Genomic DNA, 26,027 nt, shown 5'->3' with positions numbered 1-26,027 from the left:
CAACTAAACTTCCGAAAAAGAATCAATGGTTACCCACTATTTTTGACGAATAACCTACTTTTTACACTCACATCATATGGTTTAGGAGAATATTAATGAAAAGAAAACTGATTAGTAGCTTTTTGGCATTGACCATGGCAGCGAGCACAATCTTTACAGGGTGTGGAAGTTCATCACCAACCATGGCAACAGTTGATAGTGATAATGAACAGCAGGGCTCTGAGGCTGAGAGCACTGCAAGACAAGAACCTGTATCGATGGCTGACACTTCAGCAGAAACATCCACAGCAAATGGTGAGGTCACAGCAGACCGTCCGGGAAACAAGTGGATGGATTCCGGAATATACGGAGTTTTTGAGGGAGTAGGAGAAATTCGTCCTCAGGACGACTTTGCGGCATATGTAAATCGCGAATGGGCTGAAAATGTAAAGATTGCTGATGGAGAATCCGAGGCGTCATCCAGAACAGAGCAAACAGCGCGTGTAAATGAAGCAAAGATCAAGGTCATCACAGGAGAGAAGAAGGATGATAAGAATCTTACATCTCTTCAGAACCTCTATCAGCTTTTACTGGATTGGGATACCCGTGAAAAGACCGAATATGAAGAATTCAAGAAGGTTGCTGAAGACATCCTGTCGATTTCTTCTATTGACGAGTTGACTAAGTTTTATTCAGATAAAGAGCGAAATATTACCATGAATCCTATGACAGAGGATATGGTATCAGCTAATGAAATGGATGCTCTTAATAATATTCTTATCATAGCGACAGCCAGGATGTTTGCTCCTCTTGCTGATTATTATGAGGGAGCAGATACAGGAAATGACAGTGATTTTATCAAGTTTGTAAGACAGACATCAGAATATATACTTCAGAAAGCCGGATATGATGAAGAGAAATCAAAGGAACTTACAGATCTTTGCATTGCTTTTGAATTAAAGCTCGTTCCGGCAAAGAAGGCTATGGAGACTAAAGTACAAGAGATGGGACCAGAAGCCATGGCTACTGTTCTTACTTCCAAAGAACTTGATGAAAGATATACGAATATTCCATTTAACAGCATCTATGAGGGACTTGGCTATGATATGAAGGATTCATCTGTTCGTATCTATTATGTGGACATAGTAGATGAATATGACAAGCTGTATACAGAGGAAAACCTGGAAGAACTGAAGGCGTGGACTCTGGTACATACTGCAATTGATGTTTCTGATTATCTTGACCGCGATACCTATGAAGCTATAGCTAAGTTCAGTGCCCCTGTTACCGGTACTGACTCAGTAAAAGATGATCAGATTTATGCGATGGAAGCTATACAGAGTCTTGCAAAGCCTCAGGTTGATGAGGTCTACGCAAACTACTGCGTTGATCCGGACATAAAACCTCAGGTAATGGAACTAACAAAGATGATGATCGACGAGTATAGAGAAATGCTTCAGGCAGAAGACTGGCTCTCGGATGAAACCAAGAAAGTAGCCATAGAAAAGTTGGATAATATCAAGCTTGATATATGCTATCCTGATAAATTCCTTGATGTCGGAACATTAGATATTAAGTCTGCAGAAGAGGGTGGAACACTTTTTGATGCTTACAGACAGTCGAAGAAGTATGACCTTAACAGAAAGATAAAGTGGCTTACATTACAAAATGATGGAACCTATTGGTCAGATTTAAATAGCTGTAGTGAACTTGGAGCAGCGTATGTTGCGTCAGAGAATTCTATAAATATTTATGCAGCAATCTGCGGAGGTGATTATTATGATCCTGATTGGCCACTTGAGAAAAAACTTGGCGGTCTTTGTATGGTTGTGGGACATGAGATAAGTCATGCTTTTGACACCACAGGTGCATATTATGACAAGAATGGAAACCTGGCAGACTGGTGGCAGGAAGAAGATAAGGCAAAGTTCAAAGAGCGCGTAGCTAAACTGGATGCTTATTATGCGGCACTTGTTCCTGCACCGGAAATCTCTGATGAACCATATGGTGATATTGGCGCTAATCAGATACACGGAGAAGCCATAGCCGATCTTGCATCAGTTAAATGTCTGCTTGGTATAGCAAATAAACAACAGGATTTTGACTATGAAATGTTCTTTAAACAGATTGCGACAATTCAAAAGAATTCCCGTTATGATGCGGCGGAGCAGTTCTATATTGCTACAAATACACATCCTGTTGAATGCTATAGATGTAACATTCCAGTACAGAACTATGATGAGTTCATAGAAACCTTTGATGTAAAGGAAGGCGACGGAATGTATCTGGCCCCTGAAAATCGTATAAATGTCTGGTGATTTAACTGGTTTTTCTGAAAAAGGATAAAGTTAATGAAACGAAAAACTGCAAAAGAAATCTTAACAGAATCCTTTCAGGAGCTTGCGGCGAGGAAAGATATTGATAAGATCACAATACAAGAAATAGTTGACAATTGTGGGTATTCACCGGCAACCTTTTATCGGCATTTTAAGGATAAATATGATCTCATAGCATGGGAACATTCCAGAGCAGTTGTTGATATTGTATCCCAGACCGGTTCGAGAGATTATCAATGGAAACAGACGCTTTATGACGGAGCATGTTTGTATTATGAGAACAGGGACTATCTGGAAAATCTGCTTCAGAATACTTCGGGGCACGATTCATTTCTAAGATACATGACTGAGATCAATTGCGACATTCTGGAAAAGTATATTCTCTCTGTCAACGGAAACCGGAAGCTAACCCATGAGGAGATGATGTATGTAAAAGTATATTGTCACGGAACCGTAGATCTTGCTTGCGAGTGGATCATGGGACAGATCGATACGACGCCGGAAGAAATCGCGGATGTCTATGAGCAGTCGGTTCCGGAGCCTTTAAAAAAATATCTCTTGTAAATGAGAGAAATTGAGGTAATCATCTCATTGTAAGAGATTGAAGGGGTATTCTAAATTGAAAATTCTGCCTTCGTGTATAAAATTATAATCAGTAGTTGCACACAATAATAAAGCGTACAATCACAATTAATATAACGAATAACGGAGGTAGGTAGCGATGACTAAAATTGAGTTTTTGAAGACCCTGTCAAAGGGGTGGTTTGGCAATTCACAGCAGCATTCTATTCATGCGCAGCTTTTAAAGGCACGTGGTTTGAACAAGCTGGCAGACAAGATCATGGCTGAATCCGATGAGGAATGGGAGGAGGCAAAGAAAGTAAATGCCCGCCTGATCGAACTTGGTGAGACTCCCGTTGTTGAGCTACAGGAGTATCCTGTGATCAAAGATATCAAGGAAATGTTGGAATGTGACCTCAAGGATTCTGCCGAGGCACTTCCGGAGATGAGTAAGGCACTTGCCCTGTTTGATGACGATTATGTAACCAGACATATGATCGAAGAGTTTATTCTCGATGAACAGGATCACTATAACTGGGTCAAAGGTCACCTCTGCCTGATCGAACAGATTGGTATGGAGAATTATCTAATCGAGATGCTCGGTGAGTAAAGGAGGGATTGCAATGAGTGAGAAGGAAAAGATATTAGAAGCCATGAAAAAAGCAGGAGAACCTTTAAATGCAGGTAAGGTTGCTGAACTGACCGGACTGGATCGTAAGGTTGTTGATAAGGCTTTTGCAGAGATGAAAAAAGAAGGCTCTATTGTGTCACCCGTAAGGTGTAAATGGGAGCCGGCTGAAAAATAACGGCAAAAATGCCTTACTGACCGGCATACCTCTGATTGCTTGAGGCGTGCCGGTTTTTTTATTAGATACCGTTATGTGACAATAGAGAGGTCTAGTGTGGAGAGAAATAAGCACAATAAATATGACTGCATCCGGTTGGAAAACCAGATTTGCTTTCCGTTGTATGCCTGTTCCAAGGAAGTCATCAGACAGTACAGAAAACCACTGGAGAGACTGGGACTAACCTATACCCAATATGTCGTGATGATGGTGCTTTGGGAATTCGGAGGTATGACAGAGGGAGAGATAGGGAAGAAAGTACATCTCGACTCGGGAACTCTGGCGCCACTTTTGAAAAGGATGGAGAAACAGGGGTACATCACTCGAAACCGGCCGGAAACGAATGAAAATAAGCTATTTATTGAACTGACAAATGCGGGTGAAGCCCTTAAGGATCAGGCGATAAGAGTACCCTGTGAAATGGAAGGATGCCTGAACCTTACGAAGGAAGAGCAGCGATTACTAAAGAAATTGCTGGATAAGGCGATCATAAAAATGGAGGTATGAACATGGAGATCAAAGCAGTAAAATTCAGGAAAGACGGGTTTTATACGCAGCCATTTATCTTTGGCGGAGAAGAGGGTGTGGAAAAATTTGATAAGAATATACGCTATCGCGGCAGTCTGCAGAACTATCTGATCGATACCGGAGAAGAGGTTATCCTTGTTGACACCGGATTGCCGGCAGGAACACCCGAGGAAGTGCCGGATGAAAACAGTCCTATCTTTACAGGGAAAGACATCTGCAGCTACATGGAGGCTTTCAAGGCTCTGGGATATAAGCCCGAACAGGTGACGAAGATCCTCCTGACACATAAGCATAATGATCATTCAGGTGAGCTTAAGTCTTTCCCGAATGCAAAGATCTATGTTAATGCGGATGAGGTTGGCGCAGACGAACTGAAAGGACTTGAAAACATCGTTCCGGTAACTTTTACTGATGGAGCATATTACAACTTTCCGGAGAGCCAAAGAATCGCAGATGGGGTTTATTTCATCAAGGCAAAAGGCCACACAAACGGTAACAGTATCATAATCGCGGAAGGGGGCGGTCTGTTCTACATGCTTCACGGAGATATCACCTATATGGACGAAGCATTGTATGAAAACAAGCTTTCTGTCGTGTTTGATGATGTAGTTGCAGCACGAGAGACGCTTGACCGTGTCCGTGATTTCGTCTGCAATCACCCCACGGTTTATTGCGGAACACATACGCCGCAGGGGTATGAGAGTCTCGAAGCAAAGCGTGTGATGGATCTTGATAATCCGGTACCTACAGTATTTGCTGAAGTTGATTTCTCTGCTCAGGAAGCAAGCGGAAAATATGTCTGCTCTGTCTGCGGCTACGTTTATGATCCCGCAGAACACGACGGAGTAGCTTTCGAAGATCTTCCGGATGACTGGAGATGCCCGCGCTGCAAGCAACCGAAGGAAAAGTTCAATAAGGCATAAGGAGGAAATCAAGATGGCAGAGAATGATAAGCAGGGTGCAGTAAGTCTGGGCGGCGGACGTTATAAGTGTCCATGCGGCTACGTTTATGATCCTGCAAAAGGCGATCCGAAACATGATATCCCGGTAGGAACACAGTTTGAAGATCTTCCCGACGACTGGCGCTGCCCGAGATGTAAGCGCAAAAAAGAGAAGTTTAGTAAAATAGAAGAATGATCTCGTCAAAATCAAGTTTCATGTAATGATCGGAGGTCTTTCATGAAGCAGATATTAAATAAGGTATATAAGAAATATCAGTAGTACCAGACCGACAGGCTGCATGGCTGGATACTGACACCGGATGGCCTGTGTATCGTCTGCGCCGATCTTGATAATGATTCTGATAAGATCCGCATCCACATGCTTGAGATGCTGGCTAAGTGTAAATTGATAAACGGAGATGAAAAGAATGGAAGCAGCGAACAAGAAACAGTATATATCTGATACATATGTACTACTATTGCAAAAAACGCCTGGTGATAAGATAACCGTAAAAATGCTGATTGATGCGTGTGGTCTTTCCCGACAGACGTTTTACTATCATTTTAAGGATATCATCGATGTGGTGGAGTATATACTACACAGCATTTTAGTGGATACTACGCGAAAATGTAGCGATGTGGATGACCCCAGAACGGCCATACGACTTTTCCTCGTGATGATTGAAGAGAATCGCAGATTGGTCAAGCGCCTGGAAGATACTTCCCACAGTAAAGACTTCCAGCGGTACGTAGCCCATGGAATTGCCGAAACCATGCAGACGGTACTGAAGAAGAAGGAGCCCAAAACATATGCTACGCTCATGCCCGATATAGATTTCCTTTTTTCCTTTTTCTCCTATGGACTGCTTGGTCATGTGCTGGAGCAGATCGAGCATAATCAGCCGCTGGAGATTGATTGTTTGGCCGATCAGCTGTATCGCATATTCAGGGGGGAAATGATGGTCTTCGATAATTAAATACGGCTTTGTGTATATAAAGCGGAAGCGGCAACCTATAACAGGTTGACACTTCCGCTTTTTTGTCATGACAGAAGATGGAGATTGCAAATTCCAAAAGCATGTTACGCAGTATATACTTTGCCCATCGGAACATAAAGGAGGTGAGAATGATGAAGTATGCAGAGCAGATTGGCACGGGACTTTCCCTGATTCTGCAGCAATGTACGGCAGCACAGACTGTTTTATCATCATGTTCTGAAGAAGAGAGGGAAAGGTTTTATTGCAGGGAGAGACAGCAGTCTGCTGAATTTATGGAGCGCCTGCAAGAAGAAAGCCTGAATGGACGCAATGAAGCATTACGGAGCATTGCTGGCGTAGAACTGGAGTTGTTTCATATGATGAGCCAGGACACCATACCGGATATCGTTCCCTTGCTCCAGAGTGAGGGGATGGACAGCAAGGAGGCGAAGGAAGAAGCTGAGTTGTTGTGTCTGGAATATCTGCTGGATACAGCCTTTCAGTCGCTACGCTCCGCTTTTCTTATCTCTTATGAAACGGTTAATTAAGTATAGGGAGGTGTATATATGCGTTACGTTGTATGTACACGAACGAGCTGGCTGTGAAGACCGGCCTGATGAATGTTCCTTCCCATGCGGTAGAGGAACTTACAGGGAGAAAGGCCAAGTCTGCCGCAGAGGTTGCCCCACTCTATAAGGCTATGTGGGCGGCTGATGTTGACAACTGGCTGAAGATTAAGTAAAAAACAATTTTTTAAGGAGGAGAAAATCATGAAGATTCTTAGTTACGATACCATGCATCCCGAAACCAAGCGTTCCTTCCAGGAGGAGTGGGCTCCCCATGCCCGTCAGAGCGAACGTTCCTTCGAGTGGTGGTATGTCACCGGAAACCTGCACGATGCTCAGGGCAATCCCTATTTTCTCTACATCGGCATGATCGACCACAATGGCGCAATTATGCAGAAGCGCATGATCGGCCAGACGTTGCCCGATGGGATGCGCTCAGTGGCTCTTACAGCTACTCTGTCCGACTATGCCAACGAGCGCACTATCAGTCCTGCCGGTGCCGCGATCCTGCCTGAGCCTGCCATGTTCGACGATGAGAAGAACAACCTTCTGCTGGATGGGCAGACTCCGGATGAGAAGCCCTATATCATCCACTGGGATTATGTTGGCGATGAGATGCACGTCCTTGTGGACGCTCCGGAGCTGAAGTTTGACCTGAAGCTTCAGAATTGCAATGACGGTATCTGGCACAAGGACAGCTTAGGCCATGAGGGTATGATTCAGCAGGGCGATGTGGACGAGTTCAGTTTCTATTATTCCCTGACCAACTGCCCGATGACCGGAAAGGTTTATCTGAAGGATGCCGACGGTAATGTGACCCGCGAATTCGAAGTTTATGGACGTTCCTGGGTGGATCGCCAGTGGGGAGATTTCATCAACACCTATTGGGAGTGGTCTTCCTTCCGCTTTGACAATGGTGCGACTATGCACCTTTACAATTTCTGGAGTGGACATCAGGAAGCTTTTTACCGCGATGCCAATGGCAATGTTCAGTATTTCGATAACGTGGTCATCAAGCAGAACGGCTACTGCAAGGCACCGCTGGCCAAAACCTGGAATTCGTGGGGCTGGAGTTATGAGTTCCCCATTGAAATCGAGGGCAGCCGCCACTATACGGTAAAGCCGCTTAGCAATGAAGAGTTCCTGCAATTCCCTAATATGCGTGTTGAGTTCCAGAATCAGGTGTTTGACAGCTACGCCATCTACGAGGGCCTGGGCAAGCTGCGCAACGACGAGACTGGAGAGATTGTCGGCGCGTCCGTAAACGAGTCCATTGATATTCGTGCAATGCAGAACTATCCTTACGGACCGAGGCAGAAATAAAAGAGATCATTGGCTATCCAACTTTCAACTTATGGTATTGAGAAGCGTCTCTTCTACGGAGGAGGCGCTTTTCTCATGGGAATTTCACCCCCTTTTGAGGGCTTCACTCCCCTTCACCCCTTTTCACCCCTTTGAGCATTGCAATATGGGAAACAGGGGAGAGTTTGAAATTTTTTCTACTACAATAAGTTTAAGGCTAATTACTCTACATCCAGTAGGGAGTTAACCTTCTTATTGCTTAAGCTGTTAGAATGTAAGGAGCAATAGATATATCGGATTCTTTTTCTTGGTCCTCGCGACCGCTTTACAGACTGATAATCAGCTCCTCATTCACAGCGTTCGTTTTATGCAGGTTGAATCGTCAAATTGGCGCATTCGTGTCACACCACAGTAGATTGAATAGGCAATGAGTAAAGCTGATGGTATTCATTGCTAAAAAATTAAAAGGAGTGGCAGATGTTATGAATGCAGTAGGTATTGATGTTTCTAAAGGTAAAAGCACAGTTACTATCTTACGGCCGTTTGGAGAAATAGTTGCCAAACCATTTGAAATCAAGCACACATCTAGTGAAATCAATTCTTTAATTTCTATGATCAAATCTATTGAGGGCGAATCACGTGTTGTCATGGAATATACCGGACGATACTATGAAAGCTTAGCCCAAGCACTAACTGATGCTAGTATTTTTGTAAGTGTTATTAATCCAAAATTAATAAAAGATTTTGATAACGAATCTCTTAGAAAAATCAAAAGCGATAAAGCTGATTCCATTAAAATAGCAAGATATACGCTGGATAAGTGGAATAATCTGACAGCCTATAATTCGCTGGACGGTATTCGCAGTCAACTAAAAACCATGAATCGACAGTTCGGATTTGCGATGAAGCATAGAACTGCGATGAAAAATAATCTAATCGGATTATTAGAGCAAACATATCCTGGCGCAAATGACTTTTTTAATAGTCCTGCTAGAAATGATGGTAGTCAAAAATGGGTGGATTTTGTGGATACTTATTGGCATGTTGATTGCGTTAAAAAAATGTCTCTAAGCAATTTTATTACGCACTATAAAAATTGGTGCAGCAAGCATAAGTATAACTTTAGTGCGTCCAAAGCAGAGAAAATCTATATGTATTCTAAGGATTTAGTTCCAGTTTTAGCAAAAGACGGAATCTCAAAGATGATTATTCATCAGGCTATCGATTTGTTAAATGGTACCTCAAAAACTGTCGAAGAATTACGAGAACTTATGAGAGAAACAGCTTCAAAACTCCCAGAATATCACGTTGTAATGCAAATGAAAGGCGTGGGGCCTTCATTAGGACCTCAGTTAATAGCTGAGATAGGTGACATCACAAGATTTTCTCATAAAGGCGCTCTAACTGCTTATGCTGGTGTTGATCCTGGTGTTAATGAATCTGGTACATATACCCAACAAAGTGTTCCTACGACTAAGCGAGGTTCTGCTGAATTAAGAAAAACGTTGTTTCAGGTAATGGATATCCTAGTGAAAACTACTCCGATTGAAGATACAGTGTATCAGTTTATTGACAAAAAACGAGCTCAAGGAAAAACTTACTATGTCTATATGACTGCGGGTGCAAACAAATTTCTAAGGGTGTACTACGGGAAAGTAAAAGAATATCTTAATAACAATCAATAAAGTTCAAATTTTAAATATAAGTCGGCAGTTGTATGGTGACTTTTATTTTGATGCGCAAAATCATGAAATAATTAATGAAAAGATATGTTGACTTTTTATTTGCAGGCTGTAAATATGGGTATTCTATGATAATTTAGATTTATGAGGGAGCAATCAGACTGGTTGCTTCCTTTTTCTGACTATATATTTATTAAAGATATAAGTCAATATCAGTTTGTGCTTGTACCAAGGATTGTAGTATGATTATTTGCATATGAAATCGATAAATCGCGGTTTATAAGGGGGGATTATTGTTTGACTTTGTGGATAATTGCCACGCTATGTGCTTTTTTTATAAAGGGACTTTGTGGTTTTGCAAATACACTAGTCTTTACATCTATTTTAGGATTTGGAGTGGCAAACGTTAATATATCTCCAGTGGAATTATTACTTGGATGCCCGACAAATCTAATATTGACTTGGAATAATCGTAAAAAACTTGATAAAAAAGTCTATATTCCTTTAGCATTGTTGGTTCTAGGTGGTAGTATCCCTGGGGCAATACTTTTAAAGAGTGTTGATGTTAAATATTTAAAAGTGTTCTTTGGAATCGTTGTTATTCTTATTGCTGTTGAAATATTTTTTAGAGAATATCAATGTACAAATGCAAAGGATTCAAATATTATATTGTGCATCATTGGCGTACTATCTGGCATCTTATGTGGATTGTTTGGGATAGGAGCGTTGCTTGCTGCCTATGTTGGGCGAGTGACTACTACAACGGATGAATTTAAAGCCAATATAAGCGCGGTTTTTATTGTTGAAAATACAGTAAGAATTTTTACATATTATTTGCTTGGAGTATTTACGCTTGATTCATTGAAACAAGCAGCAACCCTTATTCCGTTCATGATTATTGGATTGTTTGCTGGAATGAAGAGTTCAAAAGTCTTGGATGAAAGAATTGTAAAAAAGATTGTTATAGTTCTTTTGGTAATATCAGGTTTATTTTTAGTTGGAATGAATTTGTAGTGTTAAAAGACATCGACAACTTCAGATTTATCAGAAGCAGCACATACATATCAAGAGGCATAAGTTAATGAAAAGTAATCTTACAGACTATCGACTTCTGACAAGGCAGTTTTTCCGACTGCTTCCGTATCAGATTTTACTCATAGTTCTTTCTTCGATTAATGATATTCTCTCCGGACTGTTTGCAAGTAATTATATTGGAACAGACGCCATGAGCGCACTTGGATTATATTCTCCTTTTGACACATTTTTAATCGCAATAAGCCTGATGTTTGTCATCGGATCTCAGATTATTTGCGGCAAATTCATGGGAAGAAATGAAATTGAAGAAACCAAGAAGATCTTTACTGTTGATATCCTGATAACGACTGTATTATCAATCCTGACGATCATTTTTCTTTTGTCTGCAGTCCTGTTTGATATGGGCAGGTTTCTGACACCCGATGTGGCCGTGCAACAAGCGTTGAATCGATACATTCCCGGCATAGTCATTGGCATTTTCCCATATCTTATGAGTCAGCAGTTTACCGCGTTCCTGTGTCTTGAAAACAAAGCCAAGTACACAACAGTTGCAAGTGTGGTTTTTTTGTTCGTCAGCCTTTCATTATATTATCTGTTTGTGTCTGTATTCAGGCTGGGCGAATTTGGCCTTGGACTGGCACCTTCTATAGGTATGTGGATTTTTCTGCTGATTGAACTGAAGCCTTATGTCTCCGGAGAAACTCTTTATAAGATCAATTTCTCAGGTTTAAAGTTTCATGACGCATGGCAGATCATAAAAACCGGCTTCCCAAGTGCGGTGATCGATGGATATCAGGCAGTGCTCGGTTTTATTCTGAACTCGCTTATCGTAATGTATGTCGGGTCAGTTGGATTGTCAGCATTTGCGGCAACTCAGGTGGTAATGCTTATAGTCGGAACAATTCCCTTTGGAATGATACAGGTAGCCCGTATGTTGATGAGTGTCAGCATCGGTGAGGAAGATAGAAAAACTCTTGTTGATGTAATGCGTGTTGGACTGTTTCGCTGCATACCGCTGATTTCCTTCATTTCGGTGTTTATGATAATACTGGCTGTACCCCTGACCCGGCTGTTTTATCGCGATCAGTCCGATCCGGTCTTTGATTTGACAGTTATGGGATTTCGCATCCTTCCCCTGCTTCTTCCATTGAGCGTTTTTCGTATGCAATTCTCCTGTTATGCGCAGACCTCCGGAAAAGATGTATTGAGTCATATTCTGGCATTGCTGGAGGGAGTTGTATGTGTGGCTTTTTTCTCTGCGATTCTGATTAGGCCTATGGGAATGAGCGGTGTGTACTGGGCCTATCCCCTTAACGGTATCGTCTGTGTCATTGTGATCGTACTTTATTCACTTATTATCCGAAAAACATTTCCCAAGAATCTGGAGCAGCTCATGGCCGTTCCCGATGATTTTGGTGTCACAGAGGACGCGCGGATAGATATTACCGTGCGAAGCATAGACGAAGTTGTCATGGTTTCTCAGCAGGTTACTGATTTCTGTCATAAACGGGGAATTGACAAGAGGACCGCTTTTTTCTCGGGACTGTTTTTGGAAGAAATGGCGGCAAATGTCGTAAAACATGGATTCACAAAGGATCGAAAAAACCATTCTGTTGACATTCGAATTGTTCATAAGAACGACGAGGTGATTCTGAGAATCAAGGATGACTGTATCCCGTTTGATCCGCTGGAACGACTGGAATTCCTTGATCCTTCTGATTGCACTAAAGGTGTGGGTATACGTCTTGTACATAATATGGCAGAGAGCTTCGAATACCAGAATATTCTGGGATTGAATGTGCTGACGATCCATATAAATGTAAATCAAGAACATTCAAGGAGGAATTCAGCACAATGATGGAGGGAGTGCCTTCTGTGTCATTGCCAGACATCATCCAAAAGGCAAAAGAAATACGTAAAAAACAAAATCAGGCCGGGTGCGGCGGAACAGTACTTCCGGGAGAATATATCCTGCAAAAATGTCCGGATTTTCTTGAGAAAATAAGCGGAAATGTCAGGACTATAATGGTTGGCGGCACAAACGGTAAAACCACAACTGCAAGCATGATTGTCCATATGCTCCGTGCAAAGGGATTCCGTGTATTTTCCAACAGGGAGGGTGCCAATAAAACTGAAGGCATCGCTACTGCATTCGGACTTCACTGTAATCCGGAGGGAGAATTAGACTACGATTTTGCGGTGATAGAATGTGACGAGTTGTTTTTGCTTTCCATGACGAAGCTGTTGAGACCGGAAGTACTGGTGCTTACGAACCTATATCAAGACCAGGTAGAAAGACTGATCAGTGTGGATCATACGGCGCAGGAGATTATCCGGGTTATTTCAGCTTTGACGGACTGTACTCTGTGCTTGAATAGGGACATGAATTACTATGACAGTTTTGTCGGGACCTATCATGGAACAAAACTGGTCTCATATCGACTTTTATCTGAGCATGCTGTTGAGATCGATGGGGGTATCCATGAGATGATGGTAGATATTCCTATGAAATACAATCTTGAAAATGTTGCATCGGCTGCGTCAGCCATGTATGCCCTGGACATGCTTGCCACAGATTGTTTCAGTTGTTTTTGCGACTATAAACTGCCATTCGGTCGTTGTGACAATATTGCACTTCCGAAATCGAAAATCAAGGTTGTTCTCGCAAAGAATCAAATTGCCTTGGAACAGATTTGTTCTGAACTTGCCGAATCAATTTCAAGGAGCATTCTTGTGCTATGCTATGATTATCAGCCGGATTTTGTCTGGCTGGAAGATCTGAATCCGGAGGTATATCGTCAATTAAGCCATGCTGACAAGGTTTACATATTTGGAGAATATGCGGATGTTATGGAACGGATCATCAGAAATAACTGTATATGCAGATCCGACCCCCAAATCTTGTCCAATGAGCAGATAGTACAGCTGTTAAAGACGTCAGAGCAGACCATACTCGCCATCGTCGGCTATGAAGGGATGCTGCGACTCAATAAACTGCTCGCCGCTCAAAACTATACTAAAGCATTCTGGGAAGAATGATACATTAGCATATTTAAACAAATCGGCAGTTTGTCGGGATAACTGATTGGAAGATATATCGCAAGATAATATTGACGCCACAGAGCAATTATCGTATCATCAATTCAATCAAATATAACAGACGCCCATTGCTACCGAGTAGTGGGATTTACGTCATTCCTTTACCGTTAGGTCTTAGCAGGTAAGGGAATGGCGTTTTTTAGTTTTGGATGTAGATTTATATGAGATGGATTTTCATGAGAAATTGTCTGTTCCGCAGGTTATCTGTGTTATCCTGACTGTAGTTGGAATAGCGGGACTTAAGATTTTGGCGAAAGATTGAGGTGTTTACAATGTTTAGAAAAATGAGAAGATTTAAGCAGCAGATCTCTGAGGCTGAATGCATAGAGATATTAAAGAGTACTAAGAGAGGGGTTCTTTCTCTGATAGGAGATGATGGATATCCATATGGAATCCCGATTGATCATTGGTATTGCGAAGATGATGGAAAAATCTATTTCCACGGAGCAAAGGAAGGGCATAAGATAGATGCAATCAAGGCCTGCGATAAGGCAAGCTACTGTGTTTATAATGAAGGCTACCGCAAGGAAGGCGATTGGGCTCTGAACATAACAAGTGTGATCACATTTGGAAGAATTCATTTGGTAGAAGATGAGGAGGTCGCTCTTCGGATCTGCTCTGAACTTACCAGGAAGTTTACCGATGATCAGGCTTATCTGGAGCAGGAGATAAAGAATTCTTTCCGTAATGTTCAGTGCTTGGGGTTAATTCCTGAGCATATGACGGGTAAGCTGGTTAATGAATCATAGGAAGCTGAACAGGAAGGAGAAATAATCAAATGGAGCTGAAAAGAATAGAGCAGGATCTAACTGTTTGCAAAGTACATGATGTTTTGGATATTGATATGTCATCTGAGTTTTATTTTGTGGGAAAAACAGATGAAGAAATATCTTTAGTATGTAAAACGGAGGATACTCCGGCTGGCACAATTGAGCGTGATGATGGATGGAAAGGTTTTCGTATCCAGGGAACGCTGGATTTCTCCCTGATTGGTATTTTGTCAAAACTATCAGGCATTCTTGCTGAACATAAAATCGGTATCTTCGCGGTTTCAACATACAACACAGATTATATCCTTGTGAAGGAAGAAAACTTTGAGAAGGCTATGAAAATCTTGGCTTCTGAAGGATATACAGTAGCATAAATCGGGATTTGCAGAGGTGTTCAACTATGAAAAACGGAAAGTACCCGGATCCCAATGTGATCCACCCGATAGCCGGATATGATAAAGAGATCTATGTAAAACCGACAATAAAGGATCCGAATATAATAGTCGGAGACTTTACGTATATCGCAGACTCATAATATTGTATAGGTGTATATTACTGTTTTGTAGATTTTATTTAAAATGAACAAAACCTTACAGAGCCAGTAATAGCAGGGGGTTATGGGTCAAAATAATTTTGTTTAAAAATTTTTGGTTTTAGGTAGATAAATTTAATGCTGCAGCTTCAGTCTGGATCTTTATGATCACAAAACGGAAGCTGCAGCTATTATTTTAAATTAACGCTGCTGTTCTGAGCGGGCATCAAGTATCCACTGAGCATTTCTTTCGATGTTGTTTTCATCTCTTAATGTGAGTGAGAGAAACTCTTTTATTCTTTCCGGACTGCATCCGTTGTTTATAAGCACAGCTCTGTAAAGATAGTAGTAGGGAACTGTGGATGACAGTTCCTCCAGTCCTGAGTCACTAAGCTTTTCCTGCGCAATTCTGAGAGCTGTATCATGTTCTCTGTCTATCATTTCAACAAGGGCGCCCAATGTATGTATGCCCAGAAAGTCAAGCTGCGCCAACTGTGATTCGGGATTCGCATCGTTGATCGTGGCACCGGTAATGGATGCAATTTCTCTCAGAAAATTCTGATATGTTCTGCTTCTTGAAGTGAACTCGGTGATAGTGATAGCGTCCAGATATAGATTTTCAGCCTGATCATTCTCTATACTTCTGATAACTTCCTTTTTATAATCTACGAGGCGCTTCTTGATATTGCTGAAAAGATCATCAGCGGTTTCCAGAAGACTGGCTGCTTTTGAAAAATTTCTGCGAACCTCACGAGGTGTGCCGAATTCTGATTTGTAGCCAAGATCGTGTTCTATTTCTGCCCATACATGCTGAAGTATGGTACGGATCTGAACTTCAAACCATAAATGACGGAGCTCTTCAGGGAATGCTTCGTCATCCGGCAGTGCGATGATGTAGTGGAGTGAGAGGTATCCAAAGGAAGTAGGATCTATAAGACTTCTTTTATCTTTTGAATGCTTACGGTCAACACGAAATGCCCCGGCAATTTTCTCGGCAATCACATCGATATCTTCCTCAAAAAAGCAGATGATACGAAAACCGAGTATATCGCGAAGTTCAGATGCATCATGATACTTATCCGGTTTTCGTTCCATCTTCCCTTTTATTGATTTGACCGTCTTGATCCTGTGGGTGATATCATATAAAGCAGAGTGATTTATGCCGCTTAAAGCACTTCGAATGCGTTCATCGATAATCGGAGCCAGTGCTGAGTATTTTTCTAACAGTTCATTTATTTTTTGATTGGAATTTTTTGTCGTGCTCATTTGTATCTCCACTATAATGCGCATATATACTCATATATGTCCATTATACATTAAAAGACGACATACCGTTAATGAAAGAAAAAAGTTCACCGTCAGGTGAACTTTTTTACTAACACAATTTCTGTATAGTAGTGTGTAACAGTAACTCTTATATCGTCACTGATGGACAACAGGATGGATTTACTGATTTCTTCCTGTGAAAATTTTTCTTTATTTCCCATATCTTTGATGGACCAAAGAAACTCTTTATTTTTGCTTTGCTGAAGATTCTTTACGCCATTATAGATAACATCCTGTAACTTATAGTACAGTCCGGATTTTGTTTCATCTTTCACTTTGTCTGACAGACTTGCCAAAACATGATACTGTTTGAAATCAACCTTTATAGGGATATGTATATGAATTCTGCAGACCTGTCCGCTTCCTTCGATATACATACCTGCATTATACTGAAGCAGCATATCTTTGAACATATTTACAGATTCTTCCACTAAAAGCTGTATCTGAGAGGAAGAGCGATTGTCGATACGCTCTCTTTTGGCAAAGATGACTGCCAAGTGAAGAGCTGAAACGACCGGATCTGATGAATCTGAAAAATGTATAGTGTCTGTTCTGAAATGACGGAGTCTCGGTGAAGATGAAACCTGTATCTGTTTTTGGGGCTTATCTGTTTTTTCTGCGGCAGGCACAGATTGAACAGCTTCTACATGCTTATCAATGATATTGATATAATTATAAGGTATTTCGATGTTGTTCTGTCGAAATGCCTTTAAAACTCTTAGATTGATATCTGTGGTTGCTACATATGAGCTTACTACTCTGCTGAGCTGCAAAGTGGTCTCAAGTATGATGGCGCTGTCTGCAAATTTCAGGAAATACACAGGACCGGAATCTTCATCGATATTATGTCGGACAACTCCCTGAGTGTAGGGACTTGCAGCAACGCAGTCTCTGATGATATCCATAGCCTTTTGAACATCCGTATCGAAGCTTACAGAAAACTGAAGATGTACACTTCGTGTATCCTTTTTATAGCTTGTGTTATATACGACTTTGGAATTCAGCTGACTGTTTGGCACGATGATTCTGATTCCGTCATATATTTGCAGTACGGTGTGTCTCAGAGTGATATCTTCAACTATACCTGCTTCATAACCGTCTATGATGATACGGTCTCCAAGTTCAAAGGGCTTGTTGATACTGATCAGAAATCCGCATATGAGGTCAGCGATAACAGGCTGTGATGCAAAACCGATTACAGCAACGATAAGAGCAGAACTTCCAAGAAGCAGCCTGTGAATATCATTGTCGGGATTCAGTATTGTATAGATTCGAAAGATACAGGTCAAAACTATCAATACTTTTACTAGCTGTCCAAGAAACCTGACATGTAGCGCAGTTGTTCGCTTTCTAATATGCTTGAACATAACAAGCGAAAGTCCAAAAGCAGCTGCCCCTATTAATATAGTTAGTAGAATTTGGATTGATTGTTCTTTACTCATAGCCACCCTCTGTGAAGATCTTTGTGAATCCGATGATAAAAAAGCTGAGGAAAAATCCCCAGCTTTAAATCATGTCATAAGAGATCATCTTTATCTAAGGTAACCTTCCTGCCCAGATCCTGTCCGCGGACTTTCTTGAGTGTATATAAGATATTATCCGAATGCTTACCTTCAACGATCTCGATCTTGATGATTTTCCACTCTTTGGTCTCTTTTTCGTAAGCTACCAGATCTCCAATGTTGTAATCTGCCATAAAAGCACCTCCTTGATTACCGGTATTTCACAATTAACAACTAAGTACATTTTAGCACACTTTTTAAGAGTATTTCTATATATAAATGCTACTTAATAGCTGTGATAAACCGTTTTCATCATAGATTTGTTGTAAATGCACTTTTTTGTTCTCTGAGTTTTGTATATATTGATGGTGGATGCTTATGTAGGATTAAAGTGATGTCGAAAAAACTGGAAGGATAACTGATGATACGAACCGGGGAGGAAACAATATGACTCATAGGACAGATGGTTGTATGCATAAATTATGCTGTGAGATATTGTTTGTTTTTTTGCTGTTCATTTTATACTCTTTCGTAACCTATGGGGATGAAAGGACAAATGAGCCTGTCCGTGTCGGATACTATGAAAATGAAGTCTTTCAGGAGGGGGCCAGAGAGGGAGCTGTAAAAACAGGCTATGCCTATGAGTACTATCACAAGCTGTCTGAGTACACAGGATGGAAATATGAATATGTTTATGGTGGCTTTGGTGAACTCTATCAGATGCTTCTGGATGGAGATATAGATCTTCTGGCGGGGCTTGCCTTCAGGGAGGAAAGAGCATCACTGATAGCTTATCCTGAGGATATCATGGGAAATGAGTCATACTATCTTGTGAAGCATGATACTGATGATGATATCACCGCAGATCCTGCCACCATGAACGGATGCAGGATAGGAGTCCTGGACAGTGCCATGGTCAGTGTTCTCGATAAGTACCTGTATGATCATCATGTCAATGCTGAAGTAGTGACATACAGTGACCACACTGCTCTTTTTCAAGCCTTTGACTCAAAGGCGGTTGATATACTGGCTGCAGAGAGTGATGGTGCCCATGGAAGAGATCATGCCGAAGTACTTACCGCCTTCGGTTCGTCAGAATATTATCTCTGTGTAAGCATTAAAAGACCGGATCTCCTGTCTGAGTTAAATACCGCCCAGATGATGCTGGCAGCAGATGAGCCGAATTATCTCAATAATCTCAGTGCCAAGTACTATTCCATAAGTGTTACGGCGAGGGCATTTTCACAGGCGGAGCATGAGTGGATGAACTCACACACGGAGCTGAAGGTAGGTTATCTGGAAAACTATCTTCCATACAGTGATACAGATGAATCGGGAAATGTTACGGGAGTTATCAGGGATATGGTGCCGGCGATCCTAAGTGCACTCGGCATACCGGATATAAAGGTAAGCTTCACGGGGTACAAAAGCTATGATGATCTGATCTCAGATATAAGCACGGGAGCCATAGATGTTGCATTTCCTGTTGGAGGTGGTCTCTACTATTCTGAGGAGAGCGGGATCTATCAGTCCAATGCTGTTGTTTCATCACCAACAGCCATAATCTATAAAGGAGAATTTACAGAAAATACTACAGAACGTTTTGCTGTTAATGAAAACAACCGCATGCAGTACTATTATGTGAAGACGAACTATCCGGATGCAGAGATAGTATTCTATCCGTCCGTTTATGAAAGCCTGTCAGCGGTGCTTTCAGGTGATGTGGGATGCACCACACTGAATGGTCTACGTGCGAATGAGATACTCAAAAACAGGAAGTATGAAAATCTGTCCAACAGGCAGTCAAGCTACAACGATGACCGCTGCTTTGGAGTGGAGATCGGTAATGAAGGACTGCTCAAGCTTCTTAACAGAGGGATAAATATACTGGGAAGTGATTATGCCCAGAATATTTCCTATCGTTATACTGATGGACTTTCCTCATATGATTTCGTGGATGTTCTTCGGGACAATATGGCTCTCTTTGTAAGTATCGCTCTTTTCGTTGCTGCTCTGACTATCGTTTTTCTTATCCGGGATAAAAGCAGAACTAAACGTGAGATGCAGAATAAAGAGATAGCCAGAAAGGAGCTGGAAAAGGCAAATGCTGTTCTCGCTGAAACTCAGCGGACCAAGCAGCAGGAGCTCGAAGACCGTATCGCTCTTCAGGAGGAGCTGCTGGAGCAGCAGAAGAGACGGGAGCAGCAGGACAGGATGATCACGGCACTGGCTTCCGATTACCGCTGTGTTTATCATGTGGATCTCGATAAGAATGATGCCGTCTGCTACAGAGCGGATCCCACGGATCATGAGCAGACACCGGAAGGCATACATTTTCCTTATTATGAACGTTTTTCCTGGTATGCCGAACATTCTGTTGCCGAAAGCTACAGGGAAGGTTTCCTGAAATTCATCGATCCTGAGCATGTTAGAGAGGCATTGGCAAAGGAACTCATAATCGTCTATAGATATCTGGCCCAGCGCGACGGCAGGGAGTATTACGAAATGATACGTATGGCAGGCGTACGTCATGCTGAGAACCGCGATGATCATATAGTTCATGCAGTTGGTCTTGGTCTCACCGTCATAGATACCGAGATACGTGAAGCCATGGCAAAAAATCAGGCTCTGGGTGAGGCTCTGACTGCAGCTGAGGAGGCAAATAAAGCAAAGACGGCATTCCTGTCCAGCATGAGCCATGAGATCAGAACGCCTATGAATGCCATCATAGGTCTCGACAGTCTGGCACTTCAAAATGAATCCCTCTCAGATGAGACCAGAGAGTATCTGGAAAAAATCGGAGGAAGTGCCCGTCATCTTCTGGGACTTATCAATGATATCCTGGATATGAGCCGTATAGAAGCCGGTAGGCTCATAATGCGTAAAGAAGAGTTTTCTTTCAGCAACATGCTTGAGCAGATAAACACCATGGTCATGTCGCAGTGCAGTGAAAAGGGACTGCACTATGAGTGCAGGGTAGTGGGAGAAGTCAGTGATTACTATATCGGTGACGACATGAAGCTGAAGCAGGTGCTCATCAACATATTGTCAAATGCCATAAAGTTTACCGAGGCACCGGGTGATGTCACCCTCACTATAGAACGCACCGCTGTTTTCGGCGATCACACCACGATGCGATTCAGGGTAAAGGATACCGGGATAGGCATGGATAAATCCTTCATACCGAAGGTCTTTGACGCCTTTGCACAGGAGGACAGTGGCAGGAACAACAAGTATGGAAGTACCGGTCTCGGTATGGCCATTACAAAGAATATAGTCGAGCTCATGAACGGAACGATCTCCGTGGAGTCGGAAAAAGGAGTTGGTACAGAATTTGTGGTTGCAGTCACACTGAACAACAGCCAGCGTCATGGCACTTCTGCGGATCATGTTGACGCAGCAGAGAAGAAGCGTGCGGATCTGAAGGGGCGTCATATCCTTATGGCAGAGGATGTTTTTATCAATGCTGAGATCATCAAGCAGATAATCATGTCCCGTGAAGCCCTTATAGATCATGCTGAAAACGGAAAGCTCCTTTTGTCTATGTTTGAGAAGAGTCCGGTCGATTACTATGATGCCATTCTTATGGATGTACGCATGCCGGAAATGGACGGTCTGGAAGCAACTGAGGCTATCAGGTCCATGACGAGGGAGGATGCAAAGACTATCCCTATCATAGCCATGACTGCCAATGCCTTCGACGAAGATGTTCAGCGATCCCTTCAGGTCGGTATGAACGCTCATTTATCGAAACCAGTTGAACCGGAACAGCTTTATCAGACTCTGGAAGAGCTCATCTGGGAAAGGGAAATGAGGGATTCCTGATGGACATGTATATTTAAGAAAAAAAGATATAAATCGTAAATACAATCAGGCAGACCGGAGTCCCGGTCTGCTTGATTTTTTTATAAGCTCTTTATAAAATCATGAAGGTGCTTTTTTCATATTTTTGATGATACAGGTACTGAGTATAGAATTGGTGTGCCCCACGGAGGTCTTTTATGGAACAGAAAAGAATCGAAGGGCTATGGGACTGTGTGTTCTGCGGCTCAAGAGCTATCAGAGCAAGATATGCCACATGCCCGAATTGCGGTAAATCCAGAGGCATTGATACAGAATTTTATCTGCCTGATGATTTAGAAGAAGCGACCCTTACACAAGAGCAGGTGAAAAAAACAACCGACAGCCCGGACTGGCTCTGTGAATACTGTGATTCCTACAACAGATCGGATGCAAAATTCTGCAAGAAGTGTGGGGCACCGAGAGAAGAATCAAGGGATGATTACGCGACTCTTCACAAAGATAAAGAATAAAGGAGATATCAAATGGCAAAGCAGCTTGTGGCGGATCTTTACGGTTGCAGTGAGATCATCGATGATCCGGAAGCAATTAAAGAGGCTGCCCATACAGCGATCAGATATGTGGGGGCTGAGATAGTGGAGGAGTGCATCCACGAGTTTGAACCCATAGGAGTTACTTATTTTGCTGTTATAACCACATCCCATTTTTCGGTCCACACCTGGCCGGAATACGGCTATGCCGCCATAGACATTTTTTCATGTACCGATACTGTGGTGGATGGAATCAAAGATAAGCTAAGGGAATTGTTTCAGGCAAAAGAAGTAAAGATAAAAGTAATCGAAAGGGACATAAGCCGGGGTGATGCGGAAGTAACCGGATGATCGGGGAGCCGGATGGCTTATGCAGGGGTATGAAATGGATATAAGAGTAGGGTCTATACTGAAGATAAAGGGGCAGGATGCCCGTGTTATCGGTTTGATCAGATACAAGAATACAAAAGACGGTAACAAGACCTGGGTCGAATACAGATTGAGAACAAAGGACGGCGAAAGATGGCTGTCCATGGATGATTATTACAAGGAGTATTCTATTTCCCGGGCTGCCAACAACGTCCGCGGAAAGATCGGACCCGAGTGGCATGAAGTGGACAAGGGACATCAGGTTGTAGTGGCCTGCAGCGGAGATGTTGATGTAGAAAACGGAGATGCGGCAGATTTCATAGAGTTTGAAGACGCATCGGAGGATAATATCCTTTCAACGGAGATATGGGATGACGGAACCGAGTATTCGAGAGGTGAATATATCGAGCTTGAGGATATAAAGGTTGTGGGTTATGAGGCTCCCAAAGCTATAGGAGGAGCCGGCATCTTCGGTTCGACGATAGCCTTCATATCGGTGATAATCACATTTATCACTATCCTGGTGATCACGCTTTCAGGCACCGGAGTCGGAAATAAGTCCATAAGTAAATATCTGAAGGAGGATACCCGATTCAGCTATGTCACATCGATCACCGGAAATGAAAATCAGAAGGCAGATGTATATAAAAACATAATGCCTATCGCCACAACGGACGATACGGCAAGGGACATAATAGAAGGTATAGATGGAAATACCGAGTCTGTCACGCAAAAGGATGAGGAGCATGATGGAGACATTGCCATAGTCACCAAAAAGGAATACTGCCTCATTTACCATCCTGAGGATAAGCCTGATGAGATCTTTATTCAGGTATCAGACAGAAAGTATAATTATACATCGGATAACTCGCCGTACAAGAGCTCGGGAATTACGACTCACTGGTACAGAAGCCACTATTACAGCTCCAGCTACGCTAAGGATTCGTCGTCCTTCAGTAAGATGCCATCCGCGTACAAGACCTACAGTGGAGACACCATTCACAATATAGGAAACGGGTATTTCGACAGCTATTCTTCATCAGTCAGACAGAGCAGTATTAATGCCAGAAATTCATCCGGCGGCGGACTGAGCGGAGGAAAGTGATATACGGATGGACCTGATAAATCCCGGATCATGACATTTAGATCACGTATATATGATGTCATAGAGAACCGGAGGATCTGTAAAATTTGATAACATTTGCATACTCGATTGATCGGAGGGAAATAAAATGGTAGCACTTGAAACTTTAGTTTATCTTGCAGTTGGACTTTTGGTTATGATGATCGCATATTTCATCATAGATCTTCTTATCCCGGTTGATTTTCCAAAGGAGATCACGGATGGCAACAAGGCAGTGGGCTGGGTATCGGCAGGAATATATGCGAGTCTCGGCTTCATCATCCGTTCAGCCATCATTTCATTTGAAGTGTCAGAGGCTCATGATCTTCTTCACGGAGTCATCAGTACTGTTGAATTTGCCGGAATCGGAGTGGTAGCCCTCATGATAGGCTATTTCATAGTTGATCTCGTGAACACCAGATTTAATTTCGGCGTTGAGCTCGGTAAGAAGAATGAGGCCGCCGGCATCATGATCTTCGGAATCTTCATGGGAGTCGCTTTTATAGTAAGCGGCGTGATCCAGTGATCTTATTGAAAGGAACACGTTTTTAATGAGTAAAAAGTACAGACTTCTGATGCTGACCACCCTGATAATCTCAGGGTGTTCTATGTGTTATGAGCTTATTATCAGCGCAGTAAGTTCTTACCTTTTGGGAAACAGTACCCTCCAGTATTCTGTGACCATCGGTCTCTATATGGCTTCACTGGGACTGGGTTCCTACATTTCCAAATATTTTTCCAACAACCTTTTCAACATTTTCGTGACCATCGAGCTGGGAATAGGAGTCATCGGCGGCATCAGCTCCCTTGTTCTTTTCCTTGCCAATATCTATATTTCCAATTATGCACTGGTGATGTATCTCGAGATAATCATCATAGGAGCCTTTGCCGGTGCTGAGATCCCTGTTATGACGAGGATCATCGAGCAGGACGAAAATAACCTGAAGGTCACGCTTTCATCCATATTCAGCTTCGACTATATCGGCGGTCTCATAGGTTCTATCGCGTTTCCGCTTATACTGCTTCCGAAGCTCGGATACTTTGCAACTTCGTTTTTATGCGGTTTTCTGAATATAGTTGCGGCACTCCTCATCATGTGGAGATTCGGAAAGAGAGTAGACCATATCAGGATCTTCCGTTCCCTCGCCATGGTTCTTTCCTTTTTTATGCTCATAGGCATGGTTATGGCTGACAATATCTCCGAATCCATAGAAAGCGGACTTTACAGAGACAAGGTGGTTCTCATAGAGCAGACGCAGTACCAGAAGATAGTTATGACAAAGCACAGGGATGATGTGAGGCTCTATATAGATGGGAACTGTCAGTTCTCAACTTCTGATGAATACCGCTATCATGAGGCGCTGGTCCATGTTCCCATGAACGAGGTTAGTAAAAGAGAAAACATACTTATACTCGGTGGAGGAGACGGACTTGCTGTGAGAGAGGTCCTTAAATATCCCGAAGTAAAGAAGATAGATCTCGTGGATCTGGATTCTGAGATGATCAGGATCTGCAGCACAAACGTAAACGTCACAGACATTAACGAAAACAGTCTTCTTTCTGATAAGCTCAATGTCTACAACATGGACGCATATGAGTATCTTGAAGAATGTAAGGAACAGTACGATGTGATAATCGTGGACCTTCCGGATCCAAACACGGAGGTTCTGAATAAGCTTTATTCCAATATCTTCTACAGGATGTGTTCAGGATGTCTCACAGATTCAGGCGTTCTGGTGGTTCAGTCTACAAGTCCCTATTATGCTACCAAGGCTTTCTGGTGCATCAACAAGACCATCGAGAGCGAGGGCTTCAATGTAAAGCCTTATCACATGGAGGTTCCGGCCTTCGGAGACTGGGGGTTCAACATGGCAAGCAAGAGAGAGCTTTCCGAAGAGATCTCTTTTGATGTAGAGACAAAGTATATTACAGATGATAATGTCATCGCCCTTTTCAAATTCGGCAAGGACGAGGTTGATACGGACGTAGATATAAACCGACTCACTAAACCTGTACTCATGGAGTACTACAATAAGGCAGAGGAGCTGTGGAGCTGATCCGGCACCGTGATCCGGAGCTCCATGGCTTTCTGTATGGCTCATTTGTAAGGAGAATAGTCGTAAATTTCCGGTGTAACATCGGCAGCAGATCATAGTATGGTCTGCTGCTTTTTGTTGTATGGCGGGCATGCCGCCAGTCTGTGGTGAAAGTCCACGTGGGGCG

The 26,027-nt window shown here is 42.5% G+C and carries 27 protein-coding genes; 24 read left to right on the top strand and 3 right to left on the bottom strand.

The window, feature by feature from the left end; genetic code table 11:
- The first annotated feature begins 95 nt into the window (after window positions 1–95).
- The 18 genes from BXO88_RS14895 (at window position 96) to BXO88_RS16980 (ending at window position 15,156) form a co-directional block, all read left to right on the top strand.
- On the top strand, window positions 96–2,297 hold the full coding sequence (locus BXO88_RS14895; RefSeq protein WP_078038518.1) for a M13 family metallopeptidase: 2,202 nt from the start codon (window positions 96–98) through the stop codon (window positions 2,295–2,297).
- 33 nt (window positions 2,298–2,330) lie between these two features.
- The gene (locus BXO88_RS14890) at window positions 2,331–2,879 is read left to right on the top strand and encodes a TetR/AcrR family transcriptional regulator C-terminal domain-containing protein (protein ID WP_078038517.1); all 549 of its coding nucleotides are present in this window, start codon (window positions 2,331–2,333) and stop codon (window positions 2,877–2,879) included.
- Window positions 2,880–3,036: 157 nt separating this feature from the next.
- Entirely contained in the window at window positions 3,037–3,486 is a 450-nt protein-coding gene (locus tag BXO88_RS14885) for a ferritin-like domain-containing protein (RefSeq protein WP_078038516.1), read from the top strand.
- A gap of 13 nt (window positions 3,487–3,499) precedes the next feature.
- A complete protein-coding gene (locus tag BXO88_RS14880) occupies window positions 3,500–3,682 on the top strand; it encodes a transcriptional regulator (protein ID WP_078038515.1) in 183 nt (60 codons plus the stop codon).
- Between the two features lie 96 nt (window positions 3,683–3,778).
- Window positions 3,779–4,228 (top strand): MarR family winged helix-turn-helix transcriptional regulator, encoded by a 450-nt coding sequence (locus BXO88_RS14875; RefSeq protein ID WP_139355617.1) that lies wholly within the window; start codon window positions 3,779–3,781, stop codon window positions 4,226–4,228.
- Between the two features lie 2 nt (window positions 4,229–4,230).
- Window positions 4,231–5,172 carry an MBL fold metallo-hydrolase gene (locus BXO88_RS17010; protein WP_139355616.1) on the top strand — a complete coding sequence of 314 codons (942 nt, stop codon included), beginning with the start codon at window positions 4,231–4,233 and terminating at the stop codon, window positions 5,170–5,172.
- Between the two features lie 13 nt (window positions 5,173–5,185).
- The gene (locus tag BXO88_RS14865) at window positions 5,186–5,386 is read left to right on the top strand and encodes a rubredoxin (RefSeq protein ID WP_078038513.1); all 201 of its coding nucleotides are present in this window, start codon (window positions 5,186–5,188) and stop codon (window positions 5,384–5,386) included.
- Between the two features lie 232 nt (window positions 5,387–5,618).
- Entirely contained in the window at window positions 5,619–6,167 is a 549-nt protein-coding gene (locus BXO88_RS14855) for a TetR/AcrR family transcriptional regulator C-terminal domain-containing protein (RefSeq protein WP_078038512.1), read from the top strand.
- Between the two features lie 149 nt (window positions 6,168–6,316).
- Window positions 6,317–6,715 carry a hypothetical protein gene (locus BXO88_RS14850; protein ID WP_078038511.1) on the top strand — a complete coding sequence of 133 codons (399 nt, stop codon included), beginning with the start codon at window positions 6,317–6,319 and terminating at the stop codon, window positions 6,713–6,715.
- A 53-nt stretch (window positions 6,716–6,768) separates the two neighbouring features.
- Window positions 6,769–6,909, top strand: coding sequence for a hypothetical protein (locus tag BXO88_RS16595; RefSeq protein ID WP_168171737.1), 141 nt, complete (start codon window positions 6,769–6,771; stop codon window positions 6,907–6,909).
- A gap of 28 nt (window positions 6,910–6,937) precedes the next feature.
- Window positions 6,938–8,056: a lipocalin-like domain-containing protein gene (locus BXO88_RS14845; protein WP_078038510.1), complete on the top strand. Its 1,119-nt coding sequence runs from the start codon at window positions 6,938–6,940 to the stop codon at window positions 8,054–8,056.
- A gap of 461 nt (window positions 8,057–8,517) precedes the next feature.
- Window positions 8,518–9,720, top strand: coding sequence for an IS110 family transposase (locus tag BXO88_RS14840; protein WP_078038520.1), 1,203 nt, complete (start codon window positions 8,518–8,520; stop codon window positions 9,718–9,720).
- A gap of 294 nt (window positions 9,721–10,014) precedes the next feature.
- On the top strand, window positions 10,015–10,731 hold the full coding sequence (locus tag BXO88_RS14835) for a sulfite exporter TauE/SafE family protein (protein WP_139355615.1): 717 nt from the start codon (window positions 10,015–10,017) through the stop codon (window positions 10,729–10,731).
- Window positions 10,732–10,798: 67 nt separating this feature from the next.
- Window positions 10,799–12,610 (top strand): MATE family efflux transporter, encoded by a 1,812-nt coding sequence (locus BXO88_RS14830; RefSeq protein ID WP_078038509.1) that lies wholly within the window; start codon window positions 10,799–10,801, stop codon window positions 12,608–12,610.
- The gene (locus tag BXO88_RS14825) at window positions 12,607–13,791 is read left to right on the top strand and encodes a Mur ligase family protein (protein WP_078038508.1); all 1,185 of its coding nucleotides are present in this window, start codon (window positions 12,607–12,609) and stop codon (window positions 13,789–13,791) included. Before BXO88_RS14830 ends, BXO88_RS14825 begins: the two co-directional genes overlap by 4 nt.
- A 332-nt stretch (window positions 13,792–14,123) precedes the next feature.
- Window positions 14,124–14,600, top strand: coding sequence for a pyridoxamine 5'-phosphate oxidase family protein (locus tag BXO88_RS14820; RefSeq protein WP_078038507.1), 477 nt, complete (start codon window positions 14,124–14,126; stop codon window positions 14,598–14,600).
- Between the two features lie 29 nt (window positions 14,601–14,629).
- Window positions 14,630–14,995, top strand: coding sequence for an ACT domain-containing protein (locus BXO88_RS14815; RefSeq protein WP_078038506.1), 366 nt, complete (start codon window positions 14,630–14,632; stop codon window positions 14,993–14,995).
- A gap of 26 nt (window positions 14,996–15,021) precedes the next feature.
- Window positions 15,022–15,156, top strand: a complete 135-nt coding sequence (locus BXO88_RS16980) for a hypothetical protein (protein WP_256363681.1) — start codon at window positions 15,022–15,024, stop codon at window positions 15,154–15,156.
- A gap of 198 nt (window positions 15,157–15,354) precedes the next feature.
- Here the strand turns inward: BXO88_RS16980 and BXO88_RS14805 are convergent, their stop codons facing one another.
- The 3 genes from BXO88_RS14805 to BXO88_RS14795 all read right to left on the bottom strand — a co-directional run bounded on the left by BXO88_RS14805 (window position 15,355) and on the right by BXO88_RS14795 (window position 18,175).
- Window positions 15,355–16,419, bottom strand: coding sequence for a GTP pyrophosphokinase (locus BXO88_RS14805; protein WP_168171736.1), 1,065 nt, complete (start codon window positions 16,417–16,419; stop codon window positions 15,355–15,357).
- Between the two features lie 92 nt (window positions 16,420–16,511).
- Entirely contained in the window at window positions 16,512–17,921 is a 1,410-nt protein-coding gene (locus BXO88_RS14800; protein WP_078038504.1) for a mechanosensitive ion channel family protein, read from the bottom strand.
- Window positions 17,922–17,995: 74 nt separating this feature from the next.
- Complete coding sequence (locus BXO88_RS14795) at window positions 17,996–18,175, bottom strand: hypothetical protein (protein WP_078038503.1); 180 nt, start codon at window positions 18,173–18,175, stop codon at window positions 17,996–17,998.
- 253 nt (window positions 18,176–18,428) lie between these two features.
- Here BXO88_RS14795 and BXO88_RS14790 point away from each other — a divergent pair, with 253 nt between their 5' ends.
- From BXO88_RS14790 to BXO88_RS14765, 6 genes are all read left to right on the top strand, one after another.
- Window positions 18,429–21,806, top strand: a complete 3,378-nt coding sequence (locus tag BXO88_RS14790; RefSeq protein WP_078038502.1) for an ATP-binding protein — start codon at window positions 18,429–18,431, stop codon at window positions 21,804–21,806.
- A gap of 176 nt (window positions 21,807–21,982) precedes the next feature.
- On the top strand, window positions 21,983–22,294 hold the full coding sequence (locus BXO88_RS14785) for a hypothetical protein (protein WP_078038501.1): 312 nt from the start codon (window positions 21,983–21,985) through the stop codon (window positions 22,292–22,294).
- Window positions 22,295–22,306: 12 nt separating this feature from the next.
- Window positions 22,307–22,663 (top strand): adenosylmethionine decarboxylase, encoded by a 357-nt coding sequence (gene speD / locus BXO88_RS14780; protein ID WP_078038500.1) that lies wholly within the window; start codon window positions 22,307–22,309, stop codon window positions 22,661–22,663.
- A 34-nt stretch (window positions 22,664–22,697) separates the two neighbouring features.
- Window positions 22,698–23,786 carry a DUF4178 domain-containing protein gene (locus BXO88_RS14775; RefSeq protein WP_168171735.1) on the top strand — a complete coding sequence of 363 codons (1,089 nt, stop codon included), beginning with the start codon at window positions 22,698–22,700 and terminating at the stop codon, window positions 23,784–23,786.
- A gap of 127 nt (window positions 23,787–23,913) precedes the next feature.
- Window positions 23,914–24,330, top strand: coding sequence for a DUF350 domain-containing protein (locus BXO88_RS14770; protein ID WP_078038498.1), 417 nt, complete (start codon window positions 23,914–23,916; stop codon window positions 24,328–24,330).
- Between the two features lie 25 nt (window positions 24,331–24,355).
- Window positions 24,356–25,861: a polyamine aminopropyltransferase gene (locus BXO88_RS14765; protein WP_078038497.1), complete on the top strand. Its 1,506-nt coding sequence runs from the start codon at window positions 24,356–24,358 to the stop codon at window positions 25,859–25,861.
- Window positions 25,862–26,027 lie beyond the last annotated feature (166 nt).

Origin of the sequence: Oribacterium sp. C9, assembly GCF_002007235.1 — a bacterium.
GTDB lineage: Bacteria > Bacillota > Clostridia > Lachnospirales > Lachnospiraceae > Oribacterium.
Note: the sequence above shows the minus strand (reverse complement) of the source record. Positions and strands in the feature narration are given on the sequence as shown.